Below are 25,852 nucleotides of genomic sequence, written 5' to 3' on the forward strand. Positions count from 1 at the left end.
AAGCCCGGGCCGCTTTAATCACCGGCCGATTTCATCAAGGTACCATTTTATGTATCGCAGCTCATTGTGCTCCATCGGCGCTATCGGACCCGGCACAAAGTAGTGTGAGCGGACGCCGCGGGCCGTGTGCTCGATGATGGCCTTGTCCTCGGCGGTGGTGACCTTCCACAGCCAGGTCAGTTTTTCCAGATCATAGTCCCTGCCCTCCTCCGAGTCTCCGCGCACCAGCCAGACCAGCTCCATCTCGCAGCTATCGACCGTCTTCGGGATGAAGCGGTAGATCATGCCGTGATCGGGGTAACAGACGAGGAAGCTCGTGCCGCCCAAATGAATGGAGGTCACCCCGCCATCGAACGCCTGGAACCGGCCCATCAGCGGCGCGACCGGCGAACCGTCCTCGCTGCCGCTCGAAACGCCGTCATAGAGCGCGTAGCGGAAGGTGTGGATCGCCTCGCGCCCCTCGGCCGAATTCTGCCAATGATCGCCGGTGGCGATATCGATGCCGAGCGCGCAGGTGCGCTGCTCCATTCTGGCGTTCAGTTCAGCGATCTTTTCAAGCGGCTGTTCCAGCGCATGGGTCTGCGAATATTCCGGATGCGCCGGGCCGCAATGATAGCACTCCACATAATTTTCGACGGCGAGCTTCCAGTTGGCATCGATCTGATAAGTCTCGCGATGCGCCACCTTCGCCTCGGCCCAGCCATATTGGCCGCAGGTGGTGCGCAGCGACTGCTCCACGGTCGAGAAATCAAGCGGCTCCTCGGCGAAAGAGATGAAGATCAGCCCTTCCGCCACCCGTACATGCAGCTTTTTCAGGCCATGCGCGCTGCGGTCGAATTCCTTCGGCATCAGCCGCGCCGCATGCAGCCTGCCGTCATTGGCATAGGTCCAGGCGTGATAGGGGCAAACGAAGAAGCGGGCATTGCCCTTCTGCTTGGTGCAGACCTCGGCGCCGCGATGCCGGCAGACATTGAGGAAGGCGTGGATCGATCCATCCTCGGTGCGCGAGATGATGATCGCCTCGCTGTCGATCTTGAAGAGCTCGAAATCGCCTGCATTGGGAATGATGCTCGCATGGCCGATACAGTGCCAGTGGCGGCGGAACACCCGCTCCATGTCACGGGCATAGATATCGGGATCCGTGTAGAAAACCCGGGCAAGCCCGAGACCCGGACGATGGACGGCGACGAGTTGGTCGATCCTGTCCGGAACCGGTGCGATGTCGGCTAAGGCCTGTTCCGCTCTCATTCTCGCCTCTTGCTGATAGAGTGTGTTCCCGGCCGCTTATCGTTCATCTCCCGCGGCGAAGATGAGAATGATTTCGCATTTTGCCGCATTCAAGCGATGGTTATTCAACAAGGCATGAATTATTCTCAAGCCTATGTTATCAGCAGGATTTGGCCCCCATGATGTCTAGGCACCGCATACCGCCGCTCGGCTCGCTGAGGGCCTTCGAGGCATCGGCCCGGCTCCTGAGCTTCCGCCTCGCCGGCGAGGAATTGGGCGTGACGCAATCGGCCATCAGCCATCGCATCGCCGAACTGGAGAGCATTCTGGGCGTCAAGCTCTTCGAGCGCCTGCCGCGCGGCGTATCGCTGACCGATGCCGGTACGCTGTATTATCCCTATATGCAGGAGGCCTTCGAAAAAATCGCAAGAGGCACTGCGCTGATCAACAGGATCGGCACATCGGACGATCTGGCGCTCGAGACCTATGCGACATTCGCCATGCGCTGGCTGATCCCGCGGCTCTCGGATTTCCGACGCATCAATCCCAACCTCGCCATCCGTATAGGCACAAGCCAGCTGGACTGGGAACTCAACATCGACCGGTCCGATATCGGGATCATCCACACCACGCGCCCGGAACGCCTCAACCTGCACTACCGGCTGCTCATCAAACCAGACATGTTCCCCGTCTGCAGCCCCTCGATGGCGGCGCGCATGGGCGGAGAAACCGGCACCTCAGCACTTGCCAAGGTGCCGCGTCTTGCCCTCTACACCGCACCGGAGGACTGGAGCACATGGCTGGAAGGCACTGGCACTGCCGATTCTGGCCGGTCGATCACCTTGAAATTCGACACCTATCTGGCAGCGCTGCAGGCCGCCCTCGACGGCCACGGCCTCGCTGTCGCGCCCGATTTTCTCGTTGCGGATGATCTGCGGGCCGGCCGGCTGGTTGCACCTTTTGCCTCAAGAGTTCCCCAGCCCGGCGCATGGTACCTGATCTGCCGCAAGGAACGCGTCAACGAGACGAGGATCAAGCAGTTCGAGCGGTGGCTGGTCGAGCAGTTTTCAGAGACGGCTATTTCCGCTTGATCCCGATCGCCCGGCCGACGCGCGCCGGCATCGGTAATCTGGAATGCGCCTGCTTGTACAGTTCCAGCCCAGGCAGAATATCCGCCGGGAACGGGCCGACCTTCGGTCCGCTCATGTCGACATGCAGCGACAGGACCTCCGCCGTCGCCGCCACCCAGCCATCCCGATGTATGATCTCGTTATAGGTGTGCAGGCGCTTTTCGTCGAAATCGATGAGCTGGCTCGTCACAGTCACGGCGTCGTCCAGATGCAATTCCCTGACATAGCAGATGTGGACCTCGGCCGTGTAGATCGTCAGCTTGCGTTCAGCCGCATAGGCCGGCCCGAAGCCGAGCTTGGCCAGGAACTCGTCGCCGCCACGATCGAAGATGACGTTGTAATAAGCCATGTTCAGATGGCCGTTATAGTCGATCCATTCCTTCTCTATGGCGATCGGCGCGGAACGGTACAATTCACCCTCTGGCATGCTGTGCTCCTTGTTGGATTTTTCGTTGAACTAGCGATGGGCGGCCCTGATCGCGCTGGGCGGTCTGCCCTCGAAATGCCTGAACGTGCGCGTGAAGGCGGCAGCGGAGGAAAATCCGGTCCTCGCCGCGATATCGGCGAGCGGTGACCGCGTATCGGTGACAAGCCGCCGCGCCACTTTCAGCCGCAGGCGCAGATAATAGCGCCCCGGCCCCTCGCCGACGGCTTTGAGGAAGATCTTTTCGAGACTCCGCGCACTGAGCCCGCAACGCTTGGCAATGGCTCCAACGGTGAGCGGCGCATCGATATGGCGTTCCATCAGTCGGATCGCCTCCGCCAGCTTCGGGTGCACGTCGTCGAGCCGCCCGAGCGAGACCAGCGGCTGCGCATCGCTGGAGGCATGAGCCTCGTCATAGATGAAGACGCTCGCCACATCGAGCGCCACCGACATGCCGAAGCGCGAGCGGATCAAGTGCAGCATCAGGTCGAAAGTCGGCGAGGCGCCACCGCTGGTGAAGACCGGCCCGTCGATGACATAGCGGTCTGGCCGCACGTCAGTATCTGGAAACGCAGCGGTGAATTCCTCCATGTCCTCCCAATGGGTCGTCGCCCGCCGCCCCGAGAGAAGCCCGGCGCGGCCGAGCAGCCAGGAGCCCGCCTCGATGCCGCCGATCATCCGGTAATTGTGAACGGCACGGCGCAGATTGGCGGTGAAGGTGGTGCGCGCGATATCGGCTGCACCAAAACCACCGATAACCAACAGCATGTCGGCTTTTTCTGAAGCATCGAACGAAGCTGAAACGGCGATCGGCAAGCCGCAGGTGGTGATTGCCGGCTGGCCGTCGAGCGAGACGATCCGCCATTTGAAAAGCGTGCTGCCGGAAACGCGGTTGGCCGCGCGCATCGGATCGATGGTCGAGGCGACGCACATCAATGAGGCGCCCGAGAAGACCAGCACGGTCACGTCGAGCGCTTTCGGGTCAGGGAGAAAGAGTGGCGATGTTTCGCTATTCATCAATTTCAATTCGTATATCGCAAAACAGTTTCTGGCAATCGCGGCATGATCAACGCAACAAAAATCAAAGGGAGAACACGCAATGGGATTGTCCCCCAATCGCGAGGTATTCATCACCTGCGCCGTCACCGGCGCGGGCGATACGACCGGTCGTTCGGACAAGGTTCCGGTAACGCCGCGCCAGATAGCCGATGAATGTATAGCCGCCGCCAATGCCGGCGCGGCGATCGCGCATATCCATGTCCGTGATCCCAAGACCGGCAAGGCGGCGCGCGACGTGGCGCTCTATGCGGAGGTGGTCGAGCATATCAAGGCATCCGGCGTCGACATGGTCTTGAACCTCACCGCCGGCATGGGCGGTGACCTGACGCTCGGCAATGTGGAAAAGCCCCTGCCGCCCTCGCCCGACGGCACCGATATGGCAGGCGCTACTGAAAGGCTGGCGCATGTGGCGAAGCTCCTGCCGGAGATCTGCACGCTCGATTGCGGCACGATGAATTTCGGCGAAGGCGATTACGTCATGACCAACACGCCCGCCATGCTGAAGGCCATGGCGGCGCAGATTAAGGCATTGGGCGTGCGCCCCGAGGTCGAGATTTTCGACACCGGCCATCTGCTCCTCGCCAAATGGCTCTATGACCAGGGCCTGCTGGATGACCCGGTTATGGTGCAGCTCTGCATGGGCATTCCCTGGGGCGCGCCGGACGATATGGCAACGCTCCTGGCGCTGACCAACAATCTGCCGTCGAATTGGACGTTCTCCGCCTTTTCCATCGGCCGCAACCAATTGCCCTATGTGGCGATGGCCGTGCTTGCCGGCGGCAATGTCCGTGTCGGGCTGGAGGACAATCTCTGGCTCGACAAGGGCGTTCTCGCCACCAACGGCCCGCTGGTCGAGCGGGCGGTCAAGATCGCCGAGGGCATGGGCGCGAAAATCCTTGGACCGGACGAGGTCCGCGCCCGCATGAAACTGACGAAGCGCTGGTGAGACCGTCATGACGAGAATTCGCAAGGCCGCGGCGATAGGCGGCGGGGTCATCGGGGCCGGCTGGGTCGCCCGGCTTCTCCTCAACGGCATCGAGGTCTCGATCTTCGACCCCGATCCGGAAGCGGAGCGCAAGGTCAGCGAGGTGATGAAAAACGCCCGCCGCGCTTACAAGGCCATGCTGCCGAACGGGTTACCTAAGGAAGGAAAACTCACCTTCGCCAAAACCATTGCCGAGGCAGTGACAGGCGCCGATTTCATTCAGGAAAGCGTGCCGGAGCGGCTCGACCTCAAGCACAAGGTGCTGGCCGAAATCGACGCCCATGCGGCGGCGGATGCGATTGTCGGCTCTTCCACCTCTGGCATCCTCCCGTCCGAGATGCAGACGGCGATGCAGCATCCCGAACGGCTGGTCGTCGGCCATCCCTATAACCCGGTCTATCTCCTGCCGCTGGTCGAGATCGTCGGCGGCAAGCAGACCTCCGCCGAAGCCGTTGAGAAGGCCCGGGCGCTCTATGCTTCTATCGGCATGAAACCAGTGGTGATCCGCAAGGAGATCGAGGCCTTCGTCGGCGACCGGCTGCTGGAAGCGGTATGGCGCGAGGCGCTGTGGCTGATCAAGGACGACATCACCACGGTCGAGGAACTCGATGATATCATGCGCTATTCCTTCGGCATCCGCTGGGCGCAGATGGGCATGTTCCAGGTCTATCGCGTCGCCGGCGGCGAAGCCGGCATGCGCCATTTCATGGCCCAGTTCGGCCCCTGCCTCTCCTGGCCGTGGACCAAGCTGATGGACGTGCCGGAACTGACTGACGAGCTGGTGGACAAGATCGCCAGCCAGTCCGACGAGCAGGCGCATGGCCTCTCCATCCGCGAACTCGAGCGCATCCGCGACGACAATCTGGTCGCCATCATGGAAGCGCTGTCGCGCCAGAACAGGGGCAAGGGCTGGGGCGCCGGCGCGCTTTACAAGGACTACACGAAACGCCTGTCGAAACTCGCGCAGAAACCGGCGATCTCGAAAGCGGCCGAAAAGGCCAAGGCCGGCAAAGCCCGGAAAAAGAAAGGCTGACGCCCATGGATTTCGGTCTGACCGAGGAGCAGAGGCTGATCGTCGAGACGACGCAGGCCTTTGTCGAAAACGAGCTCTACCCGCATGAGGCGGAGGTCGAGCGCACCGGCGTCCTGCGCAGGGAACTGGTCGAGGAGATCAAGCAGAAGGCCATCGAAGCCGGCCTTTACGCCGCCAACATGCCTGAAACAGTCGGCGGCGCGGGGCTCGATACGGTCTCCTGGCTGCTTTACGAAAAGGAGCTTGGCCGCGCCAATTACGCGCTGCACTGGACCTGCGTCGCACGGCCCTCCAACATCCTCCTCGCCGGCACGGACGCGCAGAAGGAAAAATATCTTCATCCCTGCATTCGCGGCGAGAAATCCGATTGCCTCGCCATGACCGAGCCCGGCGCCGGCTCCGATCTGCGCGGCATGAAGGCGACGGCCGTCCAAAAGGGCGGTGACTGGGTGATCAACGGCACCAAGCATTTCATCAGCCATGCGATGGAGGCGGATTTCGTCATCCTTTTCGTCGCTTCCGGCGAGGAAGACACGCCGCGCGGCAAGAAGAAGAAAATCACCGCCTTCTTCGTCGACAAGGGTCATCCCGGGATGACGATCCGTGAAGGCTATCGCAACGTCTCGCATCGCGGCTATTCCAACGCCATCATCGAGTTCGACGATTGCCGCCTGCCCAATGAGGCCATTCTCGGAGAAGTGCACAAAGGCTTCGAGGTGGCCAATAGCTGGCTCGGCGCGACGCGCCTGCAAGTAGCCGCCACCTGCCTCGGCCGGGCCGAACGTGCACTGTCGCATGCCATCGAATATGCCGCGCAGCGCGAGCAATTCGGGCAGAAGATCGGCAAATTCCAGGGGATTTCCTTCAAACTGGCCGATATGGCGACCGAATTGAAGGCCGCCGACCTTCTGACCTTCGAGGCCGGTTGGAAATTCGACCAGGGCACGGTGACCGATGCCGACATGGCCATGGCCAAGCTCAAGGCGACGGAAGTCCTCGCCTTTGTCGCCGATGAGGCGATCCAGATCCATGGCGGCATGGGGCTGATGGACGATCTGCCGCTGGAGCGCATCTGGCGCGACGCCCGCGTCGAACGCATCTGGGAAGGCACGTCGGAAATCCAGCGGCACATCATCTCCCGTGCCCTGCTGCGCCCCTTCGGTGCATGACGAGGCACGGCATGGCCCACAAGCTCGACCGGCTGCTTCGCCCGAAAACCATCGCCGTCTTCGGCGGCCTGCAGGCCGTCGAGGTCATCCGGCAATCGCAGAAAATGGGTTTCGCGGGCGAGATCTGGCCCGTGCACCCCAGACACGACGAAGTGCAGGGCCTGAAAGCCTATCGCTCCGTCGCCGACCTACCGGGCAGTCCCGACGCGGCCTTCATCGGCGTCAACCGCTTCCTCACGCTCGATATCGTGCGCGACCTGCGTAAGGCCGGCGCGGGTGTCGCCGTCTGCTATGCCTCGGGCTTCCTGGAAGCCGGCGCCGACGATGCGGATGGCGCAAGGCTGCAGCAGGAATTGATAGCGGCCGCCGGCGACATGCCGATCATCGGGCCTAACTGCTATGGCCTCGTCAATTATTGTGACGGCGCCCTGCTCTGGCCCGACCAGCATGGCGGGCGACGGCTCGCCCCTGATGAGCGCGGCGTCGCCATCATCACCCAATCCTCCAACATCGCCATCAACATGACGATGCAGAAACGCGGCCTGCCGATCGCCCATGTGATGACGGCGGGCAATCAGGCGCAGACCGGCCTGCCCGACATGGCCATCGCCCTGATCGAGGATGAGCGGGTGACGGCGCTCGGCCTCCACATCGAGGCGTTCCAGTCGGCGGCGGGTTTCGAGGCACTGGCAAAGCGCGCGCGCGAACTGCGAAAGCCCATCGTCGCCATGAAGGTCGGCCGCTCCGCCCAGGCGCGCGCGGCGACCGTCTCGCACACGGCCTCGCTGGCGGGATCGGATGCGGCATCCGACGCTTTTCTGAAAAGGCTCGGCATCGCCCGCGTGAATTCGATCGCGTCGTTCCTCGAAACGCTGAAGCTTCTCCATGTGCATGGGCCGCTCGACGGCAACACGCTCTCCTCCATGAGCTGTTCCGGCGGCGAGGCATCCGTCATGGCCGATGCGGCGGAAGGAAGGGCGGTGGAGTTTCCGCCGCTGACGCCGGAGCATCGCGCAGAGGTCAAATCGACGCTCGGGCCGCTGGTGGCCGTCGCCAACCCGCTCGACTACCACACCTTCATCTGGAACGACGAGCCGGCGCTGAGCCGGACATTCACAGCCATGGTTTCCGGCGGCTTCTCGCTTAACTGCCTCGTTATCGATTTTCCGCGCAAGGACCGCTGCTCGGATATCGACTGGTGGACGACGGTGCACGGCTTCGAGGCGGCGCTGAAGGCCAACAAGGCCAAGGGCGCAATGATCGCCTCCCTGCCGGAGAACATCCCGGAGGAGTACATTGCGGAGCTGATGGCACGCGGCATCGCCCCCCTCTGTGGCATCACCGAAGCGTTCGATGCAGCGGAAGCGGCCGCCTTCATCGGCAAGGCCTGGAAGACCCCACTTGCACCTCCCGTCGCCTGCCCCAGGGCAAAGGCTGGTGCCGACATCGTCGAACTGGACGAAGCGCAGGCGAAAGCCCTTCTACGCCGGCATGGGTTGCCTGTACCAGTGGGCAACCGCTGCACTTGTGCCGATGAAGCCGTGGCGGCCGCCGAAAGGCTCGGTTATCCCGTCGCGCTGAAAGCATTGGGCATTGCTCATAAATCCGAAATGAATGCCGTGCGTCTTAATCTCAGTGAAGCTGGGGCGGTCAAATCGGCAGCCGATGAACTCACGCATCTCGGATCGGGCCTCTATGTCGAACGCATGGTGACTGGAGCCGTCGGCGAGCTGCTGATCGGCATCGTCGACGATCCGCAATTCGGGCCGGTCATGACGTTCGGGACCGGCGGTGTTCTCGTGGAACTTTTGCAGGACAGCGTGACCATGCTCCTGCCCGCGAGCCATGACGATATCGAAGCCGCGCTGCGCTCCCTCAGGATGTTTGCGCTACTCGACGGCTATCGCGGCCGGCCGAAAGCCGATCTCAAGGCCGCAATCAACGCCATTTACGCCATCGCTACCTTCGCCGTGGATCATGCCGGGCGGATTGCCGAACTGGATATCAACCCGCTGCTTGTCTGCGGTGAGGGAAAAGGTGCATGGGTTGCCGATGCCCTGCTCGTCACGAAAGGAGAGCTGAAATGAGCGACGTGATCAGGACGCGCCGCGAAGGCGGCATTCTCGAGGTCACGCTGGACCGGCCCAAGGCCAATGCCATCGATCTCAAGACGAGCCGGCTGATGGGCGAGACCTTCCAGGCCTTCCGTGACGATCCGGATTTGCGCGTCGCCATCGTCCAGACGGCGGGCGACAAGTTCTTCTGCGCCGGATGGGATTTGAAGGCCGCGGCAGGCGGCGATGCGGTCGATGGCGATTATGGCGTTGGCGGCTTCGGCGGATTGCAGGAATTGCGTGATCTCAACAAGCCGGTGATCGCCGCGGTCAACGGCATGGCCGTCGGCGGCGGTTTCGAGCTCGCCCTCTCCTGCGATCTAATCTATGCCGCCGACCATTCCAGCTTCGCCCTGCCGGAGATCCGCGCGGGAACGCTGGCCGACGCTGCAACGGTGAAGCTGCCCAAGCGCATCCCATATCACGTCGCCATGGATTTGCTCCTGACCGGCCGCTGGATGGATGCCGCCGAGGCGCATCGCTGGGGGCTCGTCAACGAGACCCTGCCGAAGGAGAGACTGATGGAGCGCGTCTGGGAAATCGCCCGCCTGCTCGAGAGCGGCCCACCGCTGGTCTTCGCCGCTATCAAGGAGGTGGCGCGGGAGGCGGAGAACATGAGCTTCCAGCAGGCCATGAACATGATCACCAAGCGCAAGTTCCGCACGGTGGACACCCTCTACGCCTCGGAGGATGGGCAGGAGGGTTTCAGGGCTTTCGCCGAGAAGCGCGATCCCGTATGGAAAGGCAGATGAACACCGACTATTCCGTGCTGATCGACAAACAGACTTGGACGTTCATCGAGCGCACCAATGATTTCTACCCGCCCGATGCGGTCGACCTGACGATCGAAGAGCAGCGCGACGTGTATGTCAGCATGTGCCGGGCATTTCACGCCGGCTATCCCGCGGGCATTTCTTCCGCCGATACGTCCATTGAAACCGATGCGCATCGGATTCCCATCAGGGTCTATCTGAAGAAAGGCAGCGAGCCCAAGGCTATCTGTCTCTATTTCCATGGCGGCGGTTTTGTCGTCGGAGGCCTCGACAGCCATGACGACGTCTGCGCTGAACTGTGCGAGGCGACCGGCTTTCACGTCATGTCGGTCGATTACCGGCTGGCGCCGGAACACGCGCATCCCGCTGCCTTCGAGGATTGCCTTTTCGTGTTCGAGCATATCGCGGAAGCATCCGATCTGCCGATCGTTCTCTGCGGCGACAGCGCCGGCGGCAATCTCGCCGCTGCCATCGCGCATCATCTGCGCGGCCACGAACACGCTCCAATCGGTCAGGTCCTCATCTATCCCGCGCTGGGCGGCAAGGCGGACGAAGGCTCCTATCTCATCCACGCGCGAGCGCCGATGCTCACCACCCGCGACGTGCACTATTATGCCGAGGTCAGAAGCGGCGACCGAGACTGGTCGCGCGATCCGCGTTTCGCGCCGCTCTCGGACAGCGATTTTTCGGCGCTTCCCGCAACGATCGTCATATCGGCCGAATGCGATCCGCTTTCCGATGACGGACGGTGCTATTGCGAGCGGATCATGGCCGCCGGCGGCAAGGCATCCTGGCGGAACGAGCCGGGCCTCGTGCACGGCTATCTCCGCGCCCGCCACAGCGTGGGACGCGCCGGCGCAAGCTTCCGCCGCATCTGCAAGGCGGTTCAGGCGCTTGGACTGAACGGCTGGCCTGTTTCCTTATAAGCAAGTCCAAAGTCGGGTAATGTCTCAGTTTGACATTCGACCCGCTGCCGCCATTGCAGCAAGACGATGCGCGGTCGCTTTGAACCCGCACGGCGAAAGCTGTGCCTGGAGACGAAACGATGGAGACCAGCGTAAGGAAATTCTTTGAGCGATACGCATCCCTTTTCAACCAATCCCTCGGTGGCAACATGGATATGGATGAGGTGGCATCGCTGTATGCCTCCGATTTCATAGCGGCCTCGCCTGCCGGGGTCATGAGTGGCAAGAACGACGATCAACTGAAGCAGGCCATGGTGCAAGGCTATGCGCGCTATCGGGCGATGGGGACCAAGGAGATGCGGATACGCAATGTCGGCGTCTCCCCGATAGACGAACATCATTGCGTGGCCAATGTTGCCTGGACGGCAATTTATGCCCGCAAGGGTCAGCCCGACATAGCGATAGATTTCGACGTTCACTACTTCGTTCAGACGTTGGACGGGGAGCCGAAGGTCTTCGGCTGGGTATCGGGCGACGAGCAGGCGCTTCTAAGGAAGCACGGCATCATCTAGAACCGTGAAGCACCGACGTTTCCATCTACCCCAGTTTCGACGGGATGAGACCTTCCAGGCGGCGGAAGAGGAAGACAATGACGCCGGTGATGACGAGATAGCCCGCCGCAAGCAGCAAAAGCGGTTCATAGGTAATGAAGGTATCTTGCCGGACGCGCGAGGCCACCGCATAGAGATCGACCACCGTGATGGTGGCGACGAGCGGCGTCGCCTTCAATTGCAGCACCGCCTCGCCCGCCAGGGTTGGCAAGGCGCGGTGGATCGCCTGCGGCAGCCAGATGCGGCGGAAAATGGTGAAACGCCGCATGCCGAAGGCGCGCGCCGCCTCCAGCTGCCCCTTCGGCACGCCGGCAAAGGCGCCCCGCATCACTTCGCCCTCATATCCGGCATAGGAAAGCGTCAGCGCCAGCACGGCATAGGGCCACGCCTGGCGCAGATAGGGCCAGAGTTCGGAGCCCCGGATCCAGGGATATTGCGGAAACAGCGAACCGAGCCCGTAATAGAGCAGCCAGAGCTGCAACAGGAGCGGCGTGCCACGAATGACGGTGCAGAAGATGCGCGCCGGCACAGCGACGATCTTCGGCCCCGCCGCCTGCGCCAGGCCGAGCGGCACCGCCAACAGGAAGCCGAGGATGCATGTCACCACGAGGATCCAGATCGTGCGCCACAGGCCCTGCAGGATCAGGTCGTAATAATCGGGCAACCAGTCCCATCGCAGGAAATAGATCGCGGCGGCGACGAGACCGAGACCGATCAGCGCCAGCACGATGCGGTGCGGCGCCAGACGGCGGGTTTGCGTGGCGCCGTTCTTTTCCGGCGTGATGCGGAAAGTCTGAACCGCCGTTTCGGCCATTCTCACGCCTCCTTCACCGAAGGCATGCCGCGCCGCGCCCATCGCTCCACCCGGCCTATGATCGCGCTGGATGTGAGGGTCACCAAGAGATAGAGCAAGCCCGCCGCCATATAGAACAGGAAATAGGCCTTGGTCGCGCCTGCCGCCTGCCTTGTCTCGAGCGTCAGTTCGCTGAAGCCGACGACGGCGAGGAGCGCCGTGTCCTTGGTCGCGATCAGCCAGAGATTGGCGAGCCCCGGCAAAGCATGAGGAAGCATGGCGGGCAAGGTGATGCGCCGCATCATCACACCGGGCGACATGCCGAAGGCGCGCGCGGCCTCGATCTCCCCCTGCGGGATTGACTTGATCGCGCCGCGCAGCACCTCCGTCGCATAGGCGCCCTGCACGAAGCCGAGCACGACGATGCCCGCGACAAGGCCGCTTATGTCGATCCGCGCATAGCCCATGGCTTCGAGGATGTGATTGATGAGATCGGTTCCCGCATAATAGATGATCAGGATCAGCACGAGCTCGGGAACGGCGCGCACGATGGTGGTGTAGATCGCCGTTATGTCGCGGATAACAGGCCCGCCATAGAGCTTGCCATAGGCGCCGAACGTGCCGATCACCAGCCCAAGACTGAACGCGCCGAAGGCGATCTGCAGGGAATGGGCCAGCCCGCGCAGGAGATTGCCGCCCCAGCCGGGCGGCACCGGGGATAGGAGCTCCAGCATGCGGCCTCAGCCGCCATAGATGTCGAAGTTGAAATATTCCTTCGATATCGCGTCATATTTGCCGTTCTCGCGGATGCCCTTGATGGCGGTGTTGATCTTTTCCTTCAGCTCGGTATCGTCCTTGCGAAGGCCGACGCCGACACCCGGCCCGAGGACCTCGATATCATCCGCCACCTTCCCCTTGATCTCGCAGCAGGCCTTGCCGGTATCCGAGGCGGCAAAGGTTTCCATGGCGATCGAATCCGCCTGCGTCGCGTCGATGCGCCCGGCGGCAAGGTCCTGATTGGCTTCGTCCTGGGTCTGGTATTCCTTGATCTCGGCCGCCGTATCGGCGAAATGCTTCTTCGCATAGACCTGATGAACGGTCGAAACCTGCACGCCGAGCACCTTGCCCTTCATGCCCTCCGGCGTCGCATCCATTTCCACATCCCTGGAGCCGAGCACCACCGTCGGCGTGTTGTAATATTTGTCGGAGAAATCGATCGTCTTCTTGCGGTCCTCGGTGATCGACATGGACGCCGTGATCATGTCGATCTTCTTCGTCAGGAGCGCCGGGATGATGCCGTCCCAGGCGACCGGCGTGATGACGCAATCGAGCTTCGCCTCCTCGCATATCGCCATGGCCATTTCCACCTCCCAGCCCTGCCATTTGCCCGACGCATCGGGGGAGGCGAATGGCGGATAGGGTTCAGCGGCGATGCCGACCTTGATCGTTTCGGCGCCCGCGGCTCCCATTGCGGCCACGATCAGCGTACCGGCGGTTACGGCTGTTTTCAGAAAAGCCTTCATTTTCATCTCCATTTCCCTTCGTTCCCCTCGGGTTTTTCCCGGTTTTTTTCACGAAACGGTGCGAATAAACTGCTTCAAACGGTTGGATTTCGGCGCGCCGAACAGCGTTTCCGGTGGCCCCTCTTCCTCGATGACGCCGTTGTGCAGGTAGATCACATGGCTCGCCACCTCGCGGGCGAACTTCATCTCATGGGTGACGAGCAGCATCGTCCGCCCTTCTTTCGCGAGGTCGGCAATGACCTTGAGCACTTCGCCGACTAGCTCGGGATCGAGCGCTGACGTGGGTTCGTCGAAGAGCATGACACGCGGCCGGATAGCGAGCGCCCGGGCGATCGCGCCGCGCTGCTGCTGCCCGCCGGAGAGATAGGCCGGATAGACATCCCGCTTTTCCGAAAGCCCCACCCGCTCCAGCAATTGCTCACCGAGGGCGACGGCCTCGTCGCGCTTCATGCCCAGCACATGGATCGGCACCTCGACGACGTTCTGGAGAAGCGTCATGTGATGCCAGAGATTGAAATTCTGGAAAACCATGCCGAGGCGGCTGCGGATGCGCTCGATCTGGCGCCGGTCGGCCGGATATTGCCCGCCCTCGCCATCGCTCACCATCCGCACGTTCTCGCCATTGATGCGGATGACGCCGCTCGTCGGATTTTCGAGGAAGTTGATGCAGCGCAGGAACGTGGATTTCCCCGAACCGCTGCCGCCAATCAGGGCAACGACATCGCCGTCCCGCGCGGTCAGGGAAACGCCCTTGAGGACTTCGAGCTCGCCGAACCGCTTGTGCAGGTTCCAGATATGGATGGCTTCGGCCCGTTCCGCCGTTGCCGGATGGGGAGGTTTCGCAATGACTGCCGCTTGGGGCGCCGTCATTCCACGCCATCCATATGTAACGGTTGCGCATGTCTGATCATGACGTCACTCGATCCGCCTCTTTTCTCATCATGGGTCTTGGCTGCCCAATTTAGCTTCATCACAACACTTGCGCTGTATTTATGCAAGCGTATAAATACAGCGTACCGTAATTTTTTCGGGTGAGCACACGCGGCATGACCGAGCAGACCGCCACACGCAAGAGCTTCCGCCGGGAGGGCGAGGACAAGCGGCGCGAGGATTTGATCGCCGCGACGCTTGCATGCGTCGCCGAGCGCGGGCTTGCCGGGGCGACGGTGCGCGAGATCGCCCTGCGCGCCGATGTGACGCCCGGCCTTATCCGCTATTATTTTCCCACGAAGGACGATCTCATCGGCGCCGCCTATCGCGCCGTGATGGACCGCATGACGGTTCAGGCGGGCGCAGCCCTGGAGAACGCCCCCGACGATGCACGCGCGCGGCTTTCGGCATTCGTCACCGCCAATCTCGGCCAGCCCATCATGGACCCGAACAATCTCTCGCTCTGGGCGGGTTTCATCGCCCTCGTCCACGCCGATCCCATCATGGCGGCCGCGCATCGCGACGGCTATCTGGGCTTTCGCGACGAACTGGAAATCCTCATTCGCGAGGCGCTGCTTGCCGCCGGCAGACCGGCCGAACCGCATCACACCCGCCGCCATGCCATCGCCATCAACGCGATCATCGACGGCCTGTGGCTGGAAGGCTGCCTTGCCGGCGATATGTTCGCCGAAGGCGAATTGGCGGAAACCGGCGTTTCTGCCATAGAAGCGGTTCTTGGAATCTCACTGCAAATCGAAGGAGGCGCGGTATGATGCGCTATGCGTCCGTTACCGGCCGGCTGGCCGGGCTGGGCTCGGAGAAATGGGCCGTCCACACCCGCGCACGCCAGATGCGGAAAGCCGGAACGGAGATCATCGAACTGACGATCGGCGAGCCCGATATTCCGACGCCGCAGGACATGATCGATGTGGCCGACAAGGCGATGCGCGCCGGCCGAACCGGCTATTCCAACGGGCGCGGCGAGCCCGGCGTCCTTGCAGCGCTCGCCGCCAAATATGGCGAGCGGACCGGCCGGCCGATCACGTCCGAGAACGTCCTGTGTTTTCCCGGAACGCAGACGGCCCTGTCGGTCGTCATGCTGGGCCTCGCGGAAGATGGTGACGAGGTCATCACCGGCGATCCCCTTTATGCCACCTATGACGGCGTGATCCGCGCCACCGGCGCCACACGCGTATCCGTGCCGCTGCACCCGGAAAAAGGCTTCCGCATGCAGGCCGCCGATCTCGAAAAGGTCATCACGCCGAAAGCGCGCGTCCTGCTGCTCAACACCCCGCATAATCCGACCGGCGCCATGCTCAACGAAAGGGAACTGGCTGAGATCGGCGAGGTCTGCCGCAAACACAATCTCTGGATCGTCTCGGACGAGGTCTACGAGCTTCTGGTCTTCGACGGCAAGTTCACCTCCCCGCTCGACCTTCCTGATCTGGCCGAGCGCACGGTGGTCGTCTCCTCGATCTCCAAATCCCACGCCGCGCCAGGTTTCCGCAGCGGCTGGTGCGTGGGTCCGAAAGAATTCACGCAGCGGCTGCTGCCGCTTTCGGAATCCATGCTGTTCGGCGTGCAGCCCTTCATCGCAGACATGACGGCCTACGCCCTCGGCCGGCCATCTGCGGTCGCCGCCGCCATGCGGGAGAATTATCTGCGTCGGGCGGAGCGCATTTCCGAGCGGCTGGACGGCGTGGCAGGCATCGTCAGCAAGGTGCCGCAGGCGGGTATGTTCATTCTCGCCGATATCCGTTCGACGGGCTTGAGCGGCGACGAATTCGCCATGCGGCTGCTCGAAGAGGAGCATGTCGCGGTGATGCCGGGCGAATCCTTCGGCGACAATCTGTCGGGCTATCTACGTCTCAGCCTGAGTGTCGCCGACGACAAGATCGATGCGGCCTGCGCCGGCATCATCCGCCTCGCATCCCGTCTCCAGCCACGGAAATACGCATGACCACGACAGGCGAATCCCTCGTCCATCTGCTCGAGGCCTATGATGTCGATACCGTTTTCGGCATCCCCGGCGTCCATACGATCGAGCTTTACCGCGGCCTAGCCGCCTCGAAGATCCGGCATGTGACGCCGCGCCATGAGCAGGGCGCGGGCTTCATGGCCGATGGCTATGCCCGCGCCACGGGAAAGCCGGGCATCGCCTTCGTCATCACCGGACCAGGCATCGCCAACACCATCACGGCCATGGGCCAGGCGCGCGCCGATTCCGTTCCGATGCTGGTCATCTCGGGCGTCAATGAACGCGATACGCTCGGCAGGGGCATGGGCCACCTGCACGAATTGCCGGACCAGCGCGCCATGCTGCGGACGGTCGCCATGTTCTCGCACCGGATCGAGATGGCGGAGGAATTGCCGGCGGTTCTGGCGCGGGCGTTCGCCCTCTTCGCCTCCAGCCGGCCGGGGCCGGTGCATATCGAGATCCCGATCGACGTGATGGGCGAGCCGCTTGCCGATGCACGCCGCTTGCCGGATACCGCATCGCCTCCCCGGCTATCGGCGGAAACACTGGAGGAACTGACGCAGCTCTGTCTTACGGCCGAACGGCCAGTCATCCTGATCGGCGGCGGCGCAAAGGGTGCCGCTGCGGATCTGAAGGATCTTGCCGAAAAGCTCGATGCGCCCGTGGTGGCGACGACCAATGCGCGCGGCATCCTGCACGCGCATCCCCTGCTCGTGCCGGCCAGCCCCAGCCTTCAACCGGTGCGCAGGCTGCTTGGCGAAAGCGATCTGGTGATCGCGATCGGCACCGAGATGGGGCCGACCGACTACGACATGTATGGCGATGGCCGTTTTCCCGAATTGCAGCGGCTCGTCCGCATCGACATCGATGCGGATCAGCTCGCCCGCCATGCTGCCTTTCTGCCTATCCAGGCATCGGCAAAAGAAGCGGTGGCCGCGCTTGCCGCCCGGCTTCCTGAACGGCGCAACGCCGGCTCCGGCTCGGAGCGCGCCCGGACGGCGAGAGAAGCCGCATGGGCGGCAATCGGACCGAGAACGCAAAGCCATGTGCGCTTTCTCGACATGCTGCGCGACACGCTGCCAAATGCATTGGTCGTCGGCGATTCCACCCAGGCCATTTATTCCGGCAATCTCTATTATGATCATGACCGCCCCGGCGGCTGGTTCAATGCCGCCACTGGTTTCGGCGCACTGGGCTTCGGCCCGCCCGCTGCGATCGGCGCGGCGCTCGGTGCGCCGCACGGCCCCACCATCTGCATCGCCGGCGATGGCGGCTTTCAGTTCGTGCTGGGGGAACTCGGCGCGGCGATGGATGAGAAAGCGCCCGTCATCTTCATCGTCTGGAACAATCGCGGCTATCAGGAGATCGAGCGCGCCATGCACGATGCCGCCGTTGATCCCGTTGGCGTGCGCCCGACGCCGCCCAACTATCTCAAGATCGCCGAAGCCTATGGTGTCCCGGCCGAGCGTCTGGCAAAGCTCGATGAACTCCCCGCCGCCCTCCTGCGGGCAAGGGCAAACGGCAAGCCCTATCTCATTGAAATCGATGAGGAACTGGTCGGTTGATGGTTGGGGTTTCCGTTTTGACGGAATCGGGTTGCTTTAGATAGCAATGGCTTTGATGTCCGACCGCTGGTGGAGCGGCGATGCTCTGGAATGGATCCTCGGGTTAAGCCCGAGGATCCATTCCTGAACGGTCAAAACGGAAAACCGCTTCGCAAGGTTTGGCATCATGCTCAAGACAGCCCAGAGGGGGCACTGTCCCGCCGGCGTTTCCATCAAAAGTGAACGGCTCTACAACACCGGAAGATCGCCCCGCGCCCAGTTTTCCTGGGTCACACCGGCAAAATCCTGGAATTTTCCGGCCTCTATGGCGTCGCGGCATCCCTGCATCAGGCTTTGATAATAGGCGAGATTGTTCCAGGTGAGCAGCATGGCGCCCAGAAACTCGCCCGATTTCACCAGATGGTGCAGATAGGCGCGGCTATAGTCGCGGGCGGCGGGGCAGTTCGATTCCTCATCCAGAGGCCGGTGATCCTCGGCGTGGCGAGCGTTGCGCAAATTGATCTTGCCATGGCGGGTGAAGGCAAGGCCATGACGGCCGGCGCGAGTCGGCATGACGCAATCAAACATGTCGACGCCCCGCGCCACGGATTTCAATATATCGTCCGGCGTGCCGACGCCCATGAGATAGCGCGGCTTTTCGGTCGGCAGGATCGGGCAGACCACCTCCAGCATGTCGAGCATGATTTCCTGTGGTTCGCCCACGGCCAGACCGCCGATCGAATAGCCCTTCAAGCCCATCGCCTTCAGCGCTTCCGCCGAACGCGCGCGCAGGCGGGCATTGTCGCCGCCCTGCACGATGCCGTACATCGCCTTGCCCGGTTGATCGCCGAAGGCCGCCTTGCAGCGCTCGGCCCAGCGCAGTGAGAGCTCCATCGCCCGCTCGATATCGCGCTCCTCAGACGGCAGGGCGACGCATTCGTCGAGCTGCATCTGGATATCCGAATCGAGAAGGCCCTGGATTTCGATGGAACGCTCAGGCGTCATCTCATAGGCGCGCCCGTCGATATGCGACTGGAAGGTCACGCCGTTTTCATTGAGCTTGCGCAGCTGCGCCAGCGACATGACCTGGAAACCGCCGGAATCGGTCAGGATCGGGCCCGGCCAGCGGGCGAACTCGTGCAAGCCGCCGAGCTTTGCCACGCGCTCCGCCCCTGGCCGCAGCATCAGGTGATAGGTGTTGCCGAGGATGATGTCGGAGCCGAGGTCGCGCACCTGGTCCATATACATCGCCTTGACGGTGCCGCCGGTGCCGACCGGCATGAAGGCGGGCGTGCGGACGGTACCGCGAGGCATGGTGATCTCACCGCGCCTTGCCGCGCCGTCGGTGGCCAGAACTTTGAATTGGAAATTCGTGCTCGTCATGATGGTGCGCGCAATAGCAGACTTGCGTCGCCATAGGAATAGAAGCGATAGTCTTCGCGGATCGCGTGTTCATAGGCAGCACGCATGGTATCCATGCCGCTGAAGGCCGAGACGAGCATGAACAGCGTCGAGCGCGGGAGATGGAAATTGGTCATCAGCAGGTCCACCGCGCGGAAGCGATAACCTGGTGTGATGAAGATATCGGTCGCGCCCGACCAGGGCTGGATCACGCCATTCTCGTCCGCCGCGCTTTCCAGAAGACGCAGCGAGGTCGTGCCGACACAGACGATGCGTCCGCCGCGTTCCCGCACGCGGTTGAGCGCTTGTGCCGTCTCCTCGGAAACATGGCCGATCTCGGCATGCATCTTGTGCTCGCTCGTATCGTCGGCCTTGACCGGCAGGAACGTTCCGGCACCCACATGCAGGGTGACGAAATGCTCCTCGATGCCCCGCTGTTTCAGCGTTTCGAGTAGCGAAGGGGTGAAGTGCAGGCCGGCGGTGGGCGCGGCGACAGCGCCCTCCTCGCGGGCATAGACGGTCTGGTAGTCGGTCCTGTCACGCTGGTCATCGGGGCGTTTCGAGGCGATATAGGGGGGTAGAGGGATGTGCCCCGCCGCCGCAACCGCCTCATCCAGCATGGCGCCGCTCAAATCGAAGACGAGCAACGCCTCGCCGGCCTCGCCCTTCTCGGCAACGGTTGCGTCGAGCGTGCCCAGGAAGCAGCTCGATCCGCCATGGCCGAAGCGGATGCGCTCCCCCTCCTTCACCCGTTTTCCCGGCCGCAGGAACGCCTTCCAGCGATCCGGCCCAACGCGCATGTGCAAGGTGGCGCTGATCTGCGCGACCGTACCGTCGCGTTCGCGGATGCCCTCCAACTGCGCCGGGATGACCTTCGTATCGTTGAAAACGAGCGCGTCGCCGGGCTGCAGAAGATCAGGCAGATTATCGACACGCCGGTCGGCGAATGGCGAACCGGGCTGGACGACCAGAAGCCGCGCATGGTCGCGCGGCTCCATGGGACGGAGCGCGATCCGCTCTTCCGGAAGATCGAAATCGAAGAGGTCTACGCGCATTTTCTTCCTATCGTCATCCTCGGGCTCGCCCCGAGGATCCACCGCAAAGGAGCGAAAACGACACTATTGCCCACGACGCGATCATAATCACCAGTGTGGAGTATTGATCGTTTCCGCTCGCTGGAACGCGCCGAGCGGTGGGAAGGTCAGTGCCGCTTTGCCGTGGATCCTCGGGGCGAGCCCGAGGATGACGACAGGAGAGGTAGCAATACAGCCTAACCCGGAGCGCTCCCAGCCTTTCCAGTTAAGCCGCGATATCCGCGGCAACGCGCGCCGAGACGATCGAATCGGGGTCGCGCACCGGCTCGCCCTTCTTGATGTTGTCGACATTCTCCATGCCTTCGATCACCTGGCCCCAGACGGAATATTGCCGGTCAAGCCACGGCGCATCGGCAAAGCAGATGAAGAACTGCGAATTGGCCGAATTCGGGTTCTGGCTGCGCGCCATCGAGCAGGTGCCGCGCTTGTGGTTCACATTGGAGAATTCCGCCTTCAAGTCCGGCTTCTCGGAACCGCCCATGCCGGCGCGGGCCGGATTGAAGCTTTCGCCGCCCGATTTGCCATACTGCACGTCGCCGGTCTGCGCCATGAAGCCGTCGATGACGCGGTGGAAGACGACGCCGTCATACGCGTTCTCGCGGGCCAGCTCCTTGATGCGGGCGACATGGGCGGGAGCGAGATCGGGATAGAGTTCGATGACGACCTTGCCCTTGGTGGTCTCCAGGACGAGCGTGTTTTCGGGGTCTTTGTAAGCCATCTCGGGCCTCCTTCTCGTTGGTACGGGTTTTATTTCTTGTCGGCCTGAATGGTGGCCTTGACGATCTCGTCGGGACCGGTGACCGAGCCGTTGCTGGCCTGATCGCCCTTCTTGATCTTGTCGACGACATCCATGCCGCTGACGACCTGACCGACCACGGTATACTGGCCGTTCAGGAACGCGCCGTCGCCGAACATGATGAAGAACTGCGAATTGGCGGAATTCGGATTGGCCGAACGGGCCATGCCGACGGTGCCGCGAACGAAGGGTTCCTTCGAGAACTCGGCGGGCAGGTCCGGCTTGCTCGATCCGCCGGTGCCGACGCGTGACGCATCGAAGCCCTTCGCAGAATTGCCGTACTGGACATCGCCGGTCTGCGCCATGAAGCCATCGATGACGCGGTGGAAGGCGACATGATCATAGGCGCCCTCGCGCACCAGTTCCTTGATCTGCGCGACATGCTTGGGCGCGAGGTCCGGGCGCAGCGCGATCACCACATCGCCGTCCTTCAAGGTCAGGACCAGCGTGTTCTCCGGATCGGCGGCGCGGGCGGAAAGGGACGCCATCAGCGAAAACGCGAAAAAAGCGGCAACGGCGACAGCCGTACGGAACATAGACATGGAAGGTTCTCCACTCAGGATTTGAATTTGGATTTCAGCGCCTCGGCAACGACAGCCGGAACGAAAGGACTGGTGTCGCCGCCCATCGACGCGATCTGGCGAACCAGCGTGGCGGTGATAGTGCGCACGGCCGGGTCCGCCGGCAGGAACACCGTCTGCAGCTCCGGCGCCATGGTGCCGTTCATGCCGGCCATCTGCATCTCGTAATCGAGATCCGTTCCGTCGCGCAAGCCGCGAACCATGAGCGAGGCGCCATTTTCCCTCGCCGCATCGATGACGAGCCTGTCGAACGACGCCACGCTGATGCGCTTCGCATCGGCGCCGAAGATCGTCTTGCCGACCTTGCCGATCAGCTCGACGCGCTCCTCGAAGGAAAACAGCGGCTTCTTGCCGGGATGAATGCCGATGGCCACGACGACTTCATCCGCAAGGCGCAGCGCCCCTTTCAGAACGTCGATATGGCCGTTGGTCACGGGATCGAAGGATCCGGCATAGAGAGCGATAGTCATATGTCTGCCGTAACGTGTTTGAAGGAGGGTTTCAATGGTAAGTAGCGGCGCCGCAATTCATGGGACAGATTTTATGAACTCAAGATGAACGGCGGCTTCAGGAGGAATTCAGCGCGCATCCAACAGTATGCAGAAACGACGCAACCTTTTCGGCGCTCAGGCGTAGTTACTTGCGAAAGCGAAAGGACGTACCGATGCTGATCTTTCTTCTCGCGCTGTCCATGATGATCGCCATGGCGGTTTCAGCCGTCATTCTGCTGGTAGAGGAAAACGCCACACGGCAGAGGATTGCGGAGCCGGTCTTCAACATCAACAGCGTGCGCCACCTGCCCCACCGCTGACACAAGTTTCAAGCCTGACCTCCAGCAAGGCTGAAAGGCGGTGCCGTCGTGCACCGCCTTTTCATTTTCCGATCATTCTTCGGTAGCTGTTTCGTCAGGCGCCGAGCCGTCGATCTGACCGTTTTCCTCAAGCCCGTTCTCTTCCCCGACCTCTTCATTCTCGGATTCGGAGATACGCTCGACGGAGACGACCTTCTCGCCATCGGCGGTGTTGAAGATCGTCACGCCCTTGGTGGAGCGGCCGGCAATGCGGATGCCGTCGACGGGCACACGGATCAGCTGACCACCGTTCGAAACCAGCAGGATCTGGTCCTTCGGCTCAACGGGGAAGAGCGAGACGAGCTTGCCGATCTCGTCTGTCTTGGACGTATCGGTAGCGCGGATGCCCTTGCCGCCGCGGCCGGAAATACGGAACTCATAAGAAGACGAGCGCTTGCCATAGCCATATTCGCTGACGGTCAGAACCGTCTGCTCCCGCGCCTTCAGCTCCTGATAGCGATCTTCCGGCAGTTCGGCTTCCGCTCCGACTTCCTCACCGACCACGGTGATATCCTCGGCATCCTCGCCGCCCTGCATGCGCCGTTCGGCGATGGAGCGCTTGAGATAGGCAGCGCGCTCGGCGGGCGTTGCATCCACATGACCAAGGATCGCCATGGAGATGATGCGGTCGCCCTCGGCGAGATTGATGCCGCGCACGCCGATCGAGTTGCGCCCGGCGAAGACGCGCACATCCGTCACAGGGAAGCGGATGCACTGTCCACCGGCCGCGGTAAGCAACACATCATCGAACTCGGTGCATGTGTCGACGGAGAGGATCTCGTCGCCCTCCTCCTCGAGCTTCATCGCGATCTTGCCGTTGCGGTTGACCTGGACGAAATCGGAGAGCTTGTTGCGGCGCACCGTTCCGCGCGTCGTGGAGAACATGACGTCGAGCTGCGCCCAGCTTGCCTCGTCCTCCGGCAATGGCATGATGGTGGTGATGCGCTCACCCTGCTCGAGCGGCAGCATGTTGATGAGGGCCTTGCCGCGCGACTGCGGCGTGCCGATGGGCAGGCGCCAGACCTTTTCCTTATAAACAATGCCGCGCGAGGAGAAGAACAGGACCGGCGTGTGCGTGTTGGCCACGAACAGCCGCGTGACGAAATCCTCTTCACGCGTCGCCATGCCGGAGCGGCCCTTGCCGCCGCGCCGCTGGGCGCGATAGGTGGCAAGCGGCACGCGCTTGATGTAGCCGGCATGGCTGACGGTGACGACCATGTCCTCGCGGGCGATCAGGTCCTCGTCGTCCATCTCCGGGCCGCCCTCGCCCAACTCGGTGCGGCGGGGCGTGCCGAACTCGTCGCGGATGGCGGCGAGCTCTTCCTTGACGATGTTCATAATCCGGATGCGCGATCCCAAAATATCGAGATAATCGCGGATTTCCTCGCCGATCTTGTTCAATTCGTCGGCGATCTCGTCACGTCCGAGCGCGGTCAAACGCTGCAGGCGCAGGTCGAGGATGGCGCGCGCCTGTTCCTCGGAGAGATAATAGGTGTTGTCCTCATTCAGCTTATGGCGCGGATCGTCAATCAGCGCGATCAGCGGCGCCACGTCCATCGCCGGCCAGCGGCGCTCCATTAACTGCTCGCGCGCGGTCGCCGGATCGGGGGCGCGGCGGATCAGGTTGATCACCTCGTCGATATTGGCGACGGCGATCGCCAGGCCGACCAACACATGCGCGCGCTCGCGCGCCTTGCGCAAAAGATATTTGGTGCGGCGGCTGACCACTTCCTCGCGGAAGGAGACGAAGGCGCGCAGCATGTCGAGCAGCGTCATCTGCTCCGGCTTGCCGCCATTGAGCGCCACCATGTTGACGCCGAACGAGCTCTGAAGCGGCGTATAGCGGTAAAGCTGGTTGAGCACGACATCGGCGACCGTATCGCGCTTCAATTCGACCACGACGCGGTAGCCCTCGCGGTCGGATTCGTCGCGCAGGTCGGAAATGCCCTCGATGCGCTTGTCGCGCACCAGCTCGGCCATCTTCTCGATCATCGTCGCCTTGTTCACCTGGTAAGGCACCTCGGTGATGACGATGGCCTCGCGGTCGCCGCGCATGCTCTCGATCTGGACACGGCCGCGCATGACGATCGAGCCGCGCCCGGTCGAATAGGCCGAATGGATGCCGGAACGGCCGAGAATGATGCCGCCGGTCGGGAAGTCCGGCCCCGGTATGATCTCCATCATCTCCGGCAGCTCGATCGCCGGATTGTCGATCAGGGCGATACAGCCGTTGATGACCTCGCTCAGATTATGCGGCGGAATATTGGTCGCCATGCCGACGGCGATGCCGCCGGAGCCATTGACCAGAAGGTTCGGGAACCGCGCCGGCAGAACAGTCGGCTCCTGCTCGCGGCCGTCATAATTATCCTGGAAATCGACCGTTTCCTTGTCGATATCCTCGAGCAACGTCTCGGAAAGCTTTTCCAGGCGGCACTCGGTGTAACGCATGGCCGCCGGCGGATCACCGTCGATGGAACCGAAATTGCCCTGCCCGTCGACCAGCGGATCACGCAGCGAGAAGTCCTGCGCCATGCGCACGAGCGCATCATAGATCGAGGCGTCGCCATGCGGATGGAACTTACCCATCACCTCGCCGACGACACCGGCGGACTTGCGATAAGGACGGTTCCAGGCGAGCCCCATCTCGTTCATGGCGTGCATGATGCGCCGGTGAACCGGCTTGAGGCCATCGCGCACGTCGGGAAGCGCGCGGCTCACGATCACGCTCATCGCGTAAGCGAGATAGGAGCTCTGCATTTCCTCGACAATGGAAATCGGCTCGATACCGTTGGGATCCTGCGGACCGGGCGGCGGAGTTTGATCTGACACTGTTCAAAGGTCTTTCATGCGAGAATCGATGTTGCCCTTATAGCGGAAAACGCCTGGAAACACCAATTTCCGAGTGTTTTAACAGGGGATAATTACCCTTATA

Annotated in this window: 25 protein-coding genes; 12 read left to right on the forward strand and 13 right to left on the reverse strand. The window is 62.4% G+C overall.

Annotation, left to right across the window (positions count from 1 at the left end; all coding sequences use genetic code 11):
* Positions 1-18: 18 nt before the first annotated feature.
* Positions 19-1,248: an aromatic ring-hydroxylating oxygenase subunit alpha gene (locus tag ATN84_RS11375; protein ID WP_068881738.1), complete on the reverse strand. Its 1,230-nt coding sequence runs from the start codon at positions 1,246-1,248 to the stop codon at positions 19-21.
* Positions 1,249-1,406: 158 nt separating this feature from the next.
* Here ATN84_RS11375 and ATN84_RS11380 point away from each other — a divergent pair, with 158 nt between their 5' ends.
* Positions 1,407-2,318 (forward strand): LysR substrate-binding domain-containing protein, encoded by a 912-nt coding sequence (locus ATN84_RS11380; protein WP_082766236.1) that lies wholly within the window; start codon positions 1,407-1,409, stop codon positions 2,316-2,318.
* Here the strand turns inward: ATN84_RS11380 and ATN84_RS11385 are convergent.
* Complete coding sequence (locus tag ATN84_RS11385; RefSeq protein ID WP_068881739.1) at positions 2,305-2,784, reverse strand: thioesterase family protein; 480 nt, start codon at positions 2,782-2,784, stop codon at positions 2,305-2,307. The genes ATN84_RS11380 and ATN84_RS11385 overlap by 14 nt on opposite strands.
* 30 nt (positions 2,785-2,814) lie before the next feature.
* Positions 2,815-3,801, reverse strand: coding sequence for a GlxA family transcriptional regulator (locus ATN84_RS11390; protein ID WP_425287393.1), 987 nt, complete (start codon positions 3,799-3,801; stop codon positions 2,815-2,817).
* A 79-nt stretch (positions 3,802-3,880) separates the two neighbouring features.
* On the opposite strand from ATN84_RS11390, the gene ATN84_RS11395 reads away from it, so the two are divergent.
* From ATN84_RS11395 to ATN84_RS11425, 7 genes are all read left to right on the forward strand, one after another.
* The gene (locus ATN84_RS11395; RefSeq protein WP_068881741.1) at positions 3,881-4,786 is read left to right on the forward strand and encodes a beta-keto acid cleavage family enzyme; all 906 of its coding nucleotides are present in this window, start codon (positions 3,881-3,883) and stop codon (positions 4,784-4,786) included.
* A gap of 7 nt (positions 4,787-4,793) precedes the next feature.
* The gene (locus tag ATN84_RS11400; protein WP_068881742.1) at positions 4,794-5,858 is read left to right on the forward strand and encodes a carnitine 3-dehydrogenase; all 1,065 of its coding nucleotides are present in this window, start codon (positions 4,794-4,796) and stop codon (positions 5,856-5,858) included.
* Between the two features lie 5 nt (positions 5,859-5,863).
* Positions 5,864-7,027, forward strand: coding sequence for an acyl-CoA dehydrogenase family protein (locus ATN84_RS11405; protein ID WP_068881743.1), 1,164 nt, complete (start codon positions 5,864-5,866; stop codon positions 7,025-7,027).
* Positions 7,028-7,038: 11 nt separating this feature from the next.
* The gene (locus ATN84_RS11410) at positions 7,039-9,114 is read left to right on the forward strand and encodes an acetate--CoA ligase family protein (RefSeq protein WP_068881744.1); all 2,076 of its coding nucleotides are present in this window, start codon (positions 7,039-7,041) and stop codon (positions 9,112-9,114) included.
* Complete coding sequence (locus ATN84_RS11415; protein ID WP_068881745.1) at positions 9,111-9,893, forward strand: carnitinyl-CoA dehydratase; 783 nt, start codon at positions 9,111-9,113, stop codon at positions 9,891-9,893. Before ATN84_RS11410 ends, ATN84_RS11415 begins: the two co-directional genes overlap by 4 nt.
* Positions 9,890-10,840 carry an alpha/beta hydrolase gene (locus tag ATN84_RS11420; protein WP_068881746.1) on the forward strand — a complete coding sequence of 317 codons (951 nt, stop codon included), beginning with the start codon at positions 9,890-9,892 and terminating at the stop codon, positions 10,838-10,840. Before ATN84_RS11415 ends, ATN84_RS11420 begins: the two co-directional genes overlap by 4 nt.
* A 119-nt stretch (positions 10,841-10,959) precedes the next feature.
* Positions 10,960-11,391, forward strand: a complete 432-nt coding sequence (locus ATN84_RS11425) for a nuclear transport factor 2 family protein (protein WP_068881747.1) — start codon at positions 10,960-10,962, stop codon at positions 11,389-11,391.
* Between the two features lie 25 nt (positions 11,392-11,416).
* On the opposite strand, the gene ATN84_RS11430 is transcribed toward ATN84_RS11425, so the two are convergent.
* Genes ATN84_RS11430 through ATN84_RS11445 form a run of 4 tightly spaced genes read right to left on the reverse strand, consistent with a single transcriptional unit; the run spans position 11,417 to position 14,616 of the window.
* Entirely contained in the window at positions 11,417-12,244 is an 828-nt protein-coding gene (locus ATN84_RS11430) for an ABC transporter permease (RefSeq protein WP_068881748.1), read from the reverse strand.
* A 2-nt stretch (positions 12,245-12,246) separates the two neighbouring features.
* Positions 12,247-12,909: an ABC transporter permease gene (locus ATN84_RS11435; protein WP_201026363.1), complete on the reverse strand. Its 663-nt coding sequence runs from the start codon at positions 12,907-12,909 to the stop codon at positions 12,247-12,249.
* Positions 12,910-12,963: 54 nt separating this feature from the next.
* Positions 12,964-13,746 (reverse strand): transporter substrate-binding domain-containing protein, encoded by a 783-nt coding sequence (locus ATN84_RS11440; protein WP_068882004.1) that lies wholly within the window; start codon positions 13,744-13,746, stop codon positions 12,964-12,966.
* A gap of 48 nt (positions 13,747-13,794) precedes the next feature.
* Positions 13,795-14,616, reverse strand: coding sequence for an ABC transporter ATP-binding protein (locus ATN84_RS11445; RefSeq protein ID WP_068881750.1), 822 nt, complete (start codon positions 14,614-14,616; stop codon positions 13,795-13,797).
* Between the two features lie 176 nt (positions 14,617-14,792).
* Between ATN84_RS11445 and ATN84_RS11450 the strand changes: the two genes are divergently transcribed.
* The 3 genes from ATN84_RS11450 to ATN84_RS11460 are packed head-to-tail and all read left to right on the forward strand — an operon-like array spanning position 14,793 to position 18,219.
* Positions 14,793-15,449, forward strand: coding sequence for a TetR/AcrR family transcriptional regulator (locus ATN84_RS11450; RefSeq protein ID WP_068881751.1), 657 nt, complete (start codon positions 14,793-14,795; stop codon positions 15,447-15,449).
* Positions 15,449-16,636 carry a pyridoxal phosphate-dependent aminotransferase gene (locus ATN84_RS11455; protein ID WP_068882005.1) on the forward strand — a complete coding sequence of 396 codons (1,188 nt, stop codon included), beginning with the start codon at positions 15,449-15,451 and terminating at the stop codon, positions 16,634-16,636. The genes ATN84_RS11450 and ATN84_RS11455 overlap by 1 nt, the downstream gene beginning before the upstream one ends.
* Positions 16,633-18,219 carry a 5-guanidino-2-oxopentanoate decarboxylase gene (locus ATN84_RS11460; protein WP_068881752.1) on the forward strand — a complete coding sequence of 529 codons (1,587 nt, stop codon included), beginning with the start codon at positions 16,633-16,635 and terminating at the stop codon, positions 18,217-18,219. Before ATN84_RS11455 ends, ATN84_RS11460 begins: the two co-directional genes overlap by 4 nt.
* Before the next feature lie 228 nt (positions 18,220-18,447).
* Here the strand turns inward: ATN84_RS11460 and tgt are convergent, their stop codons facing one another.
* The 5 genes from tgt to coaD form a co-directional block, all read right to left on the reverse strand.
* Positions 18,448-19,581, reverse strand: coding sequence for a tRNA guanosine(34) transglycosylase Tgt (tgt, locus tag ATN84_RS11465; RefSeq protein WP_068881753.1), 1,134 nt, complete (start codon positions 19,579-19,581; stop codon positions 18,448-18,450).
* Complete coding sequence (gene queA / locus ATN84_RS11470) at positions 19,578-20,654, reverse strand: tRNA preQ1(34) S-adenosylmethionine ribosyltransferase-isomerase QueA (RefSeq protein WP_068881754.1); 1,077 nt, start codon at positions 20,652-20,654, stop codon at positions 19,578-19,580. Before queA ends, tgt begins: the two co-directional genes overlap by 4 nt.
* 244 nt (positions 20,655-20,898) lie before the next feature.
* The gene (locus tag ATN84_RS11475; RefSeq protein ID WP_068881755.1) at positions 20,899-21,411 is read right to left on the reverse strand and encodes a peptidylprolyl isomerase; all 513 of its coding nucleotides are present in this window, start codon (positions 21,409-21,411) and stop codon (positions 20,899-20,901) included.
* Positions 21,412-21,440: 29 nt separating this feature from the next.
* Positions 21,441-22,031, reverse strand: a complete 591-nt coding sequence (locus ATN84_RS11480; RefSeq protein WP_068881756.1) for a peptidylprolyl isomerase — start codon at positions 22,029-22,031, stop codon at positions 21,441-21,443.
* A gap of 14 nt (positions 22,032-22,045) precedes the next feature.
* Complete coding sequence (gene coaD / locus ATN84_RS11485; RefSeq protein WP_068881757.1) at positions 22,046-22,540, reverse strand: pantetheine-phosphate adenylyltransferase; 495 nt, start codon at positions 22,538-22,540, stop codon at positions 22,046-22,048.
* Positions 22,541-22,734: 194 nt separating this feature from the next.
* Between coaD and ATN84_RS27465 the strand changes: the two genes are divergently transcribed.
* Positions 22,735-22,881: a hypothetical protein gene (locus ATN84_RS27465; RefSeq protein ID WP_201026355.1), complete on the forward strand. Its 147-nt coding sequence runs from the start codon at positions 22,735-22,737 to the stop codon at positions 22,879-22,881.
* Positions 22,882-22,953: 72 nt separating this feature from the next.
* Here ATN84_RS27465 and gyrA read toward each other — a convergent pair whose 3' ends face one another.
* Positions 22,954-25,749: a DNA gyrase subunit A gene (gyrA, locus tag ATN84_RS11490; RefSeq protein ID WP_068881758.1), complete on the reverse strand. Its 2,796-nt coding sequence runs from the start codon at positions 25,747-25,749 to the stop codon at positions 22,954-22,956.
* Between the last annotated feature and the right edge of the window lie 103 nt (positions 25,750-25,852).

Origin of the sequence: Paramesorhizobium deserti (assembly GCF_001558695.1) — a bacterium.
In the GTDB taxonomy this organism is placed as follows: domain Bacteria; phylum Pseudomonadota; class Alphaproteobacteria; order Rhizobiales; family Rhizobiaceae; genus Paramesorhizobium; species Paramesorhizobium deserti.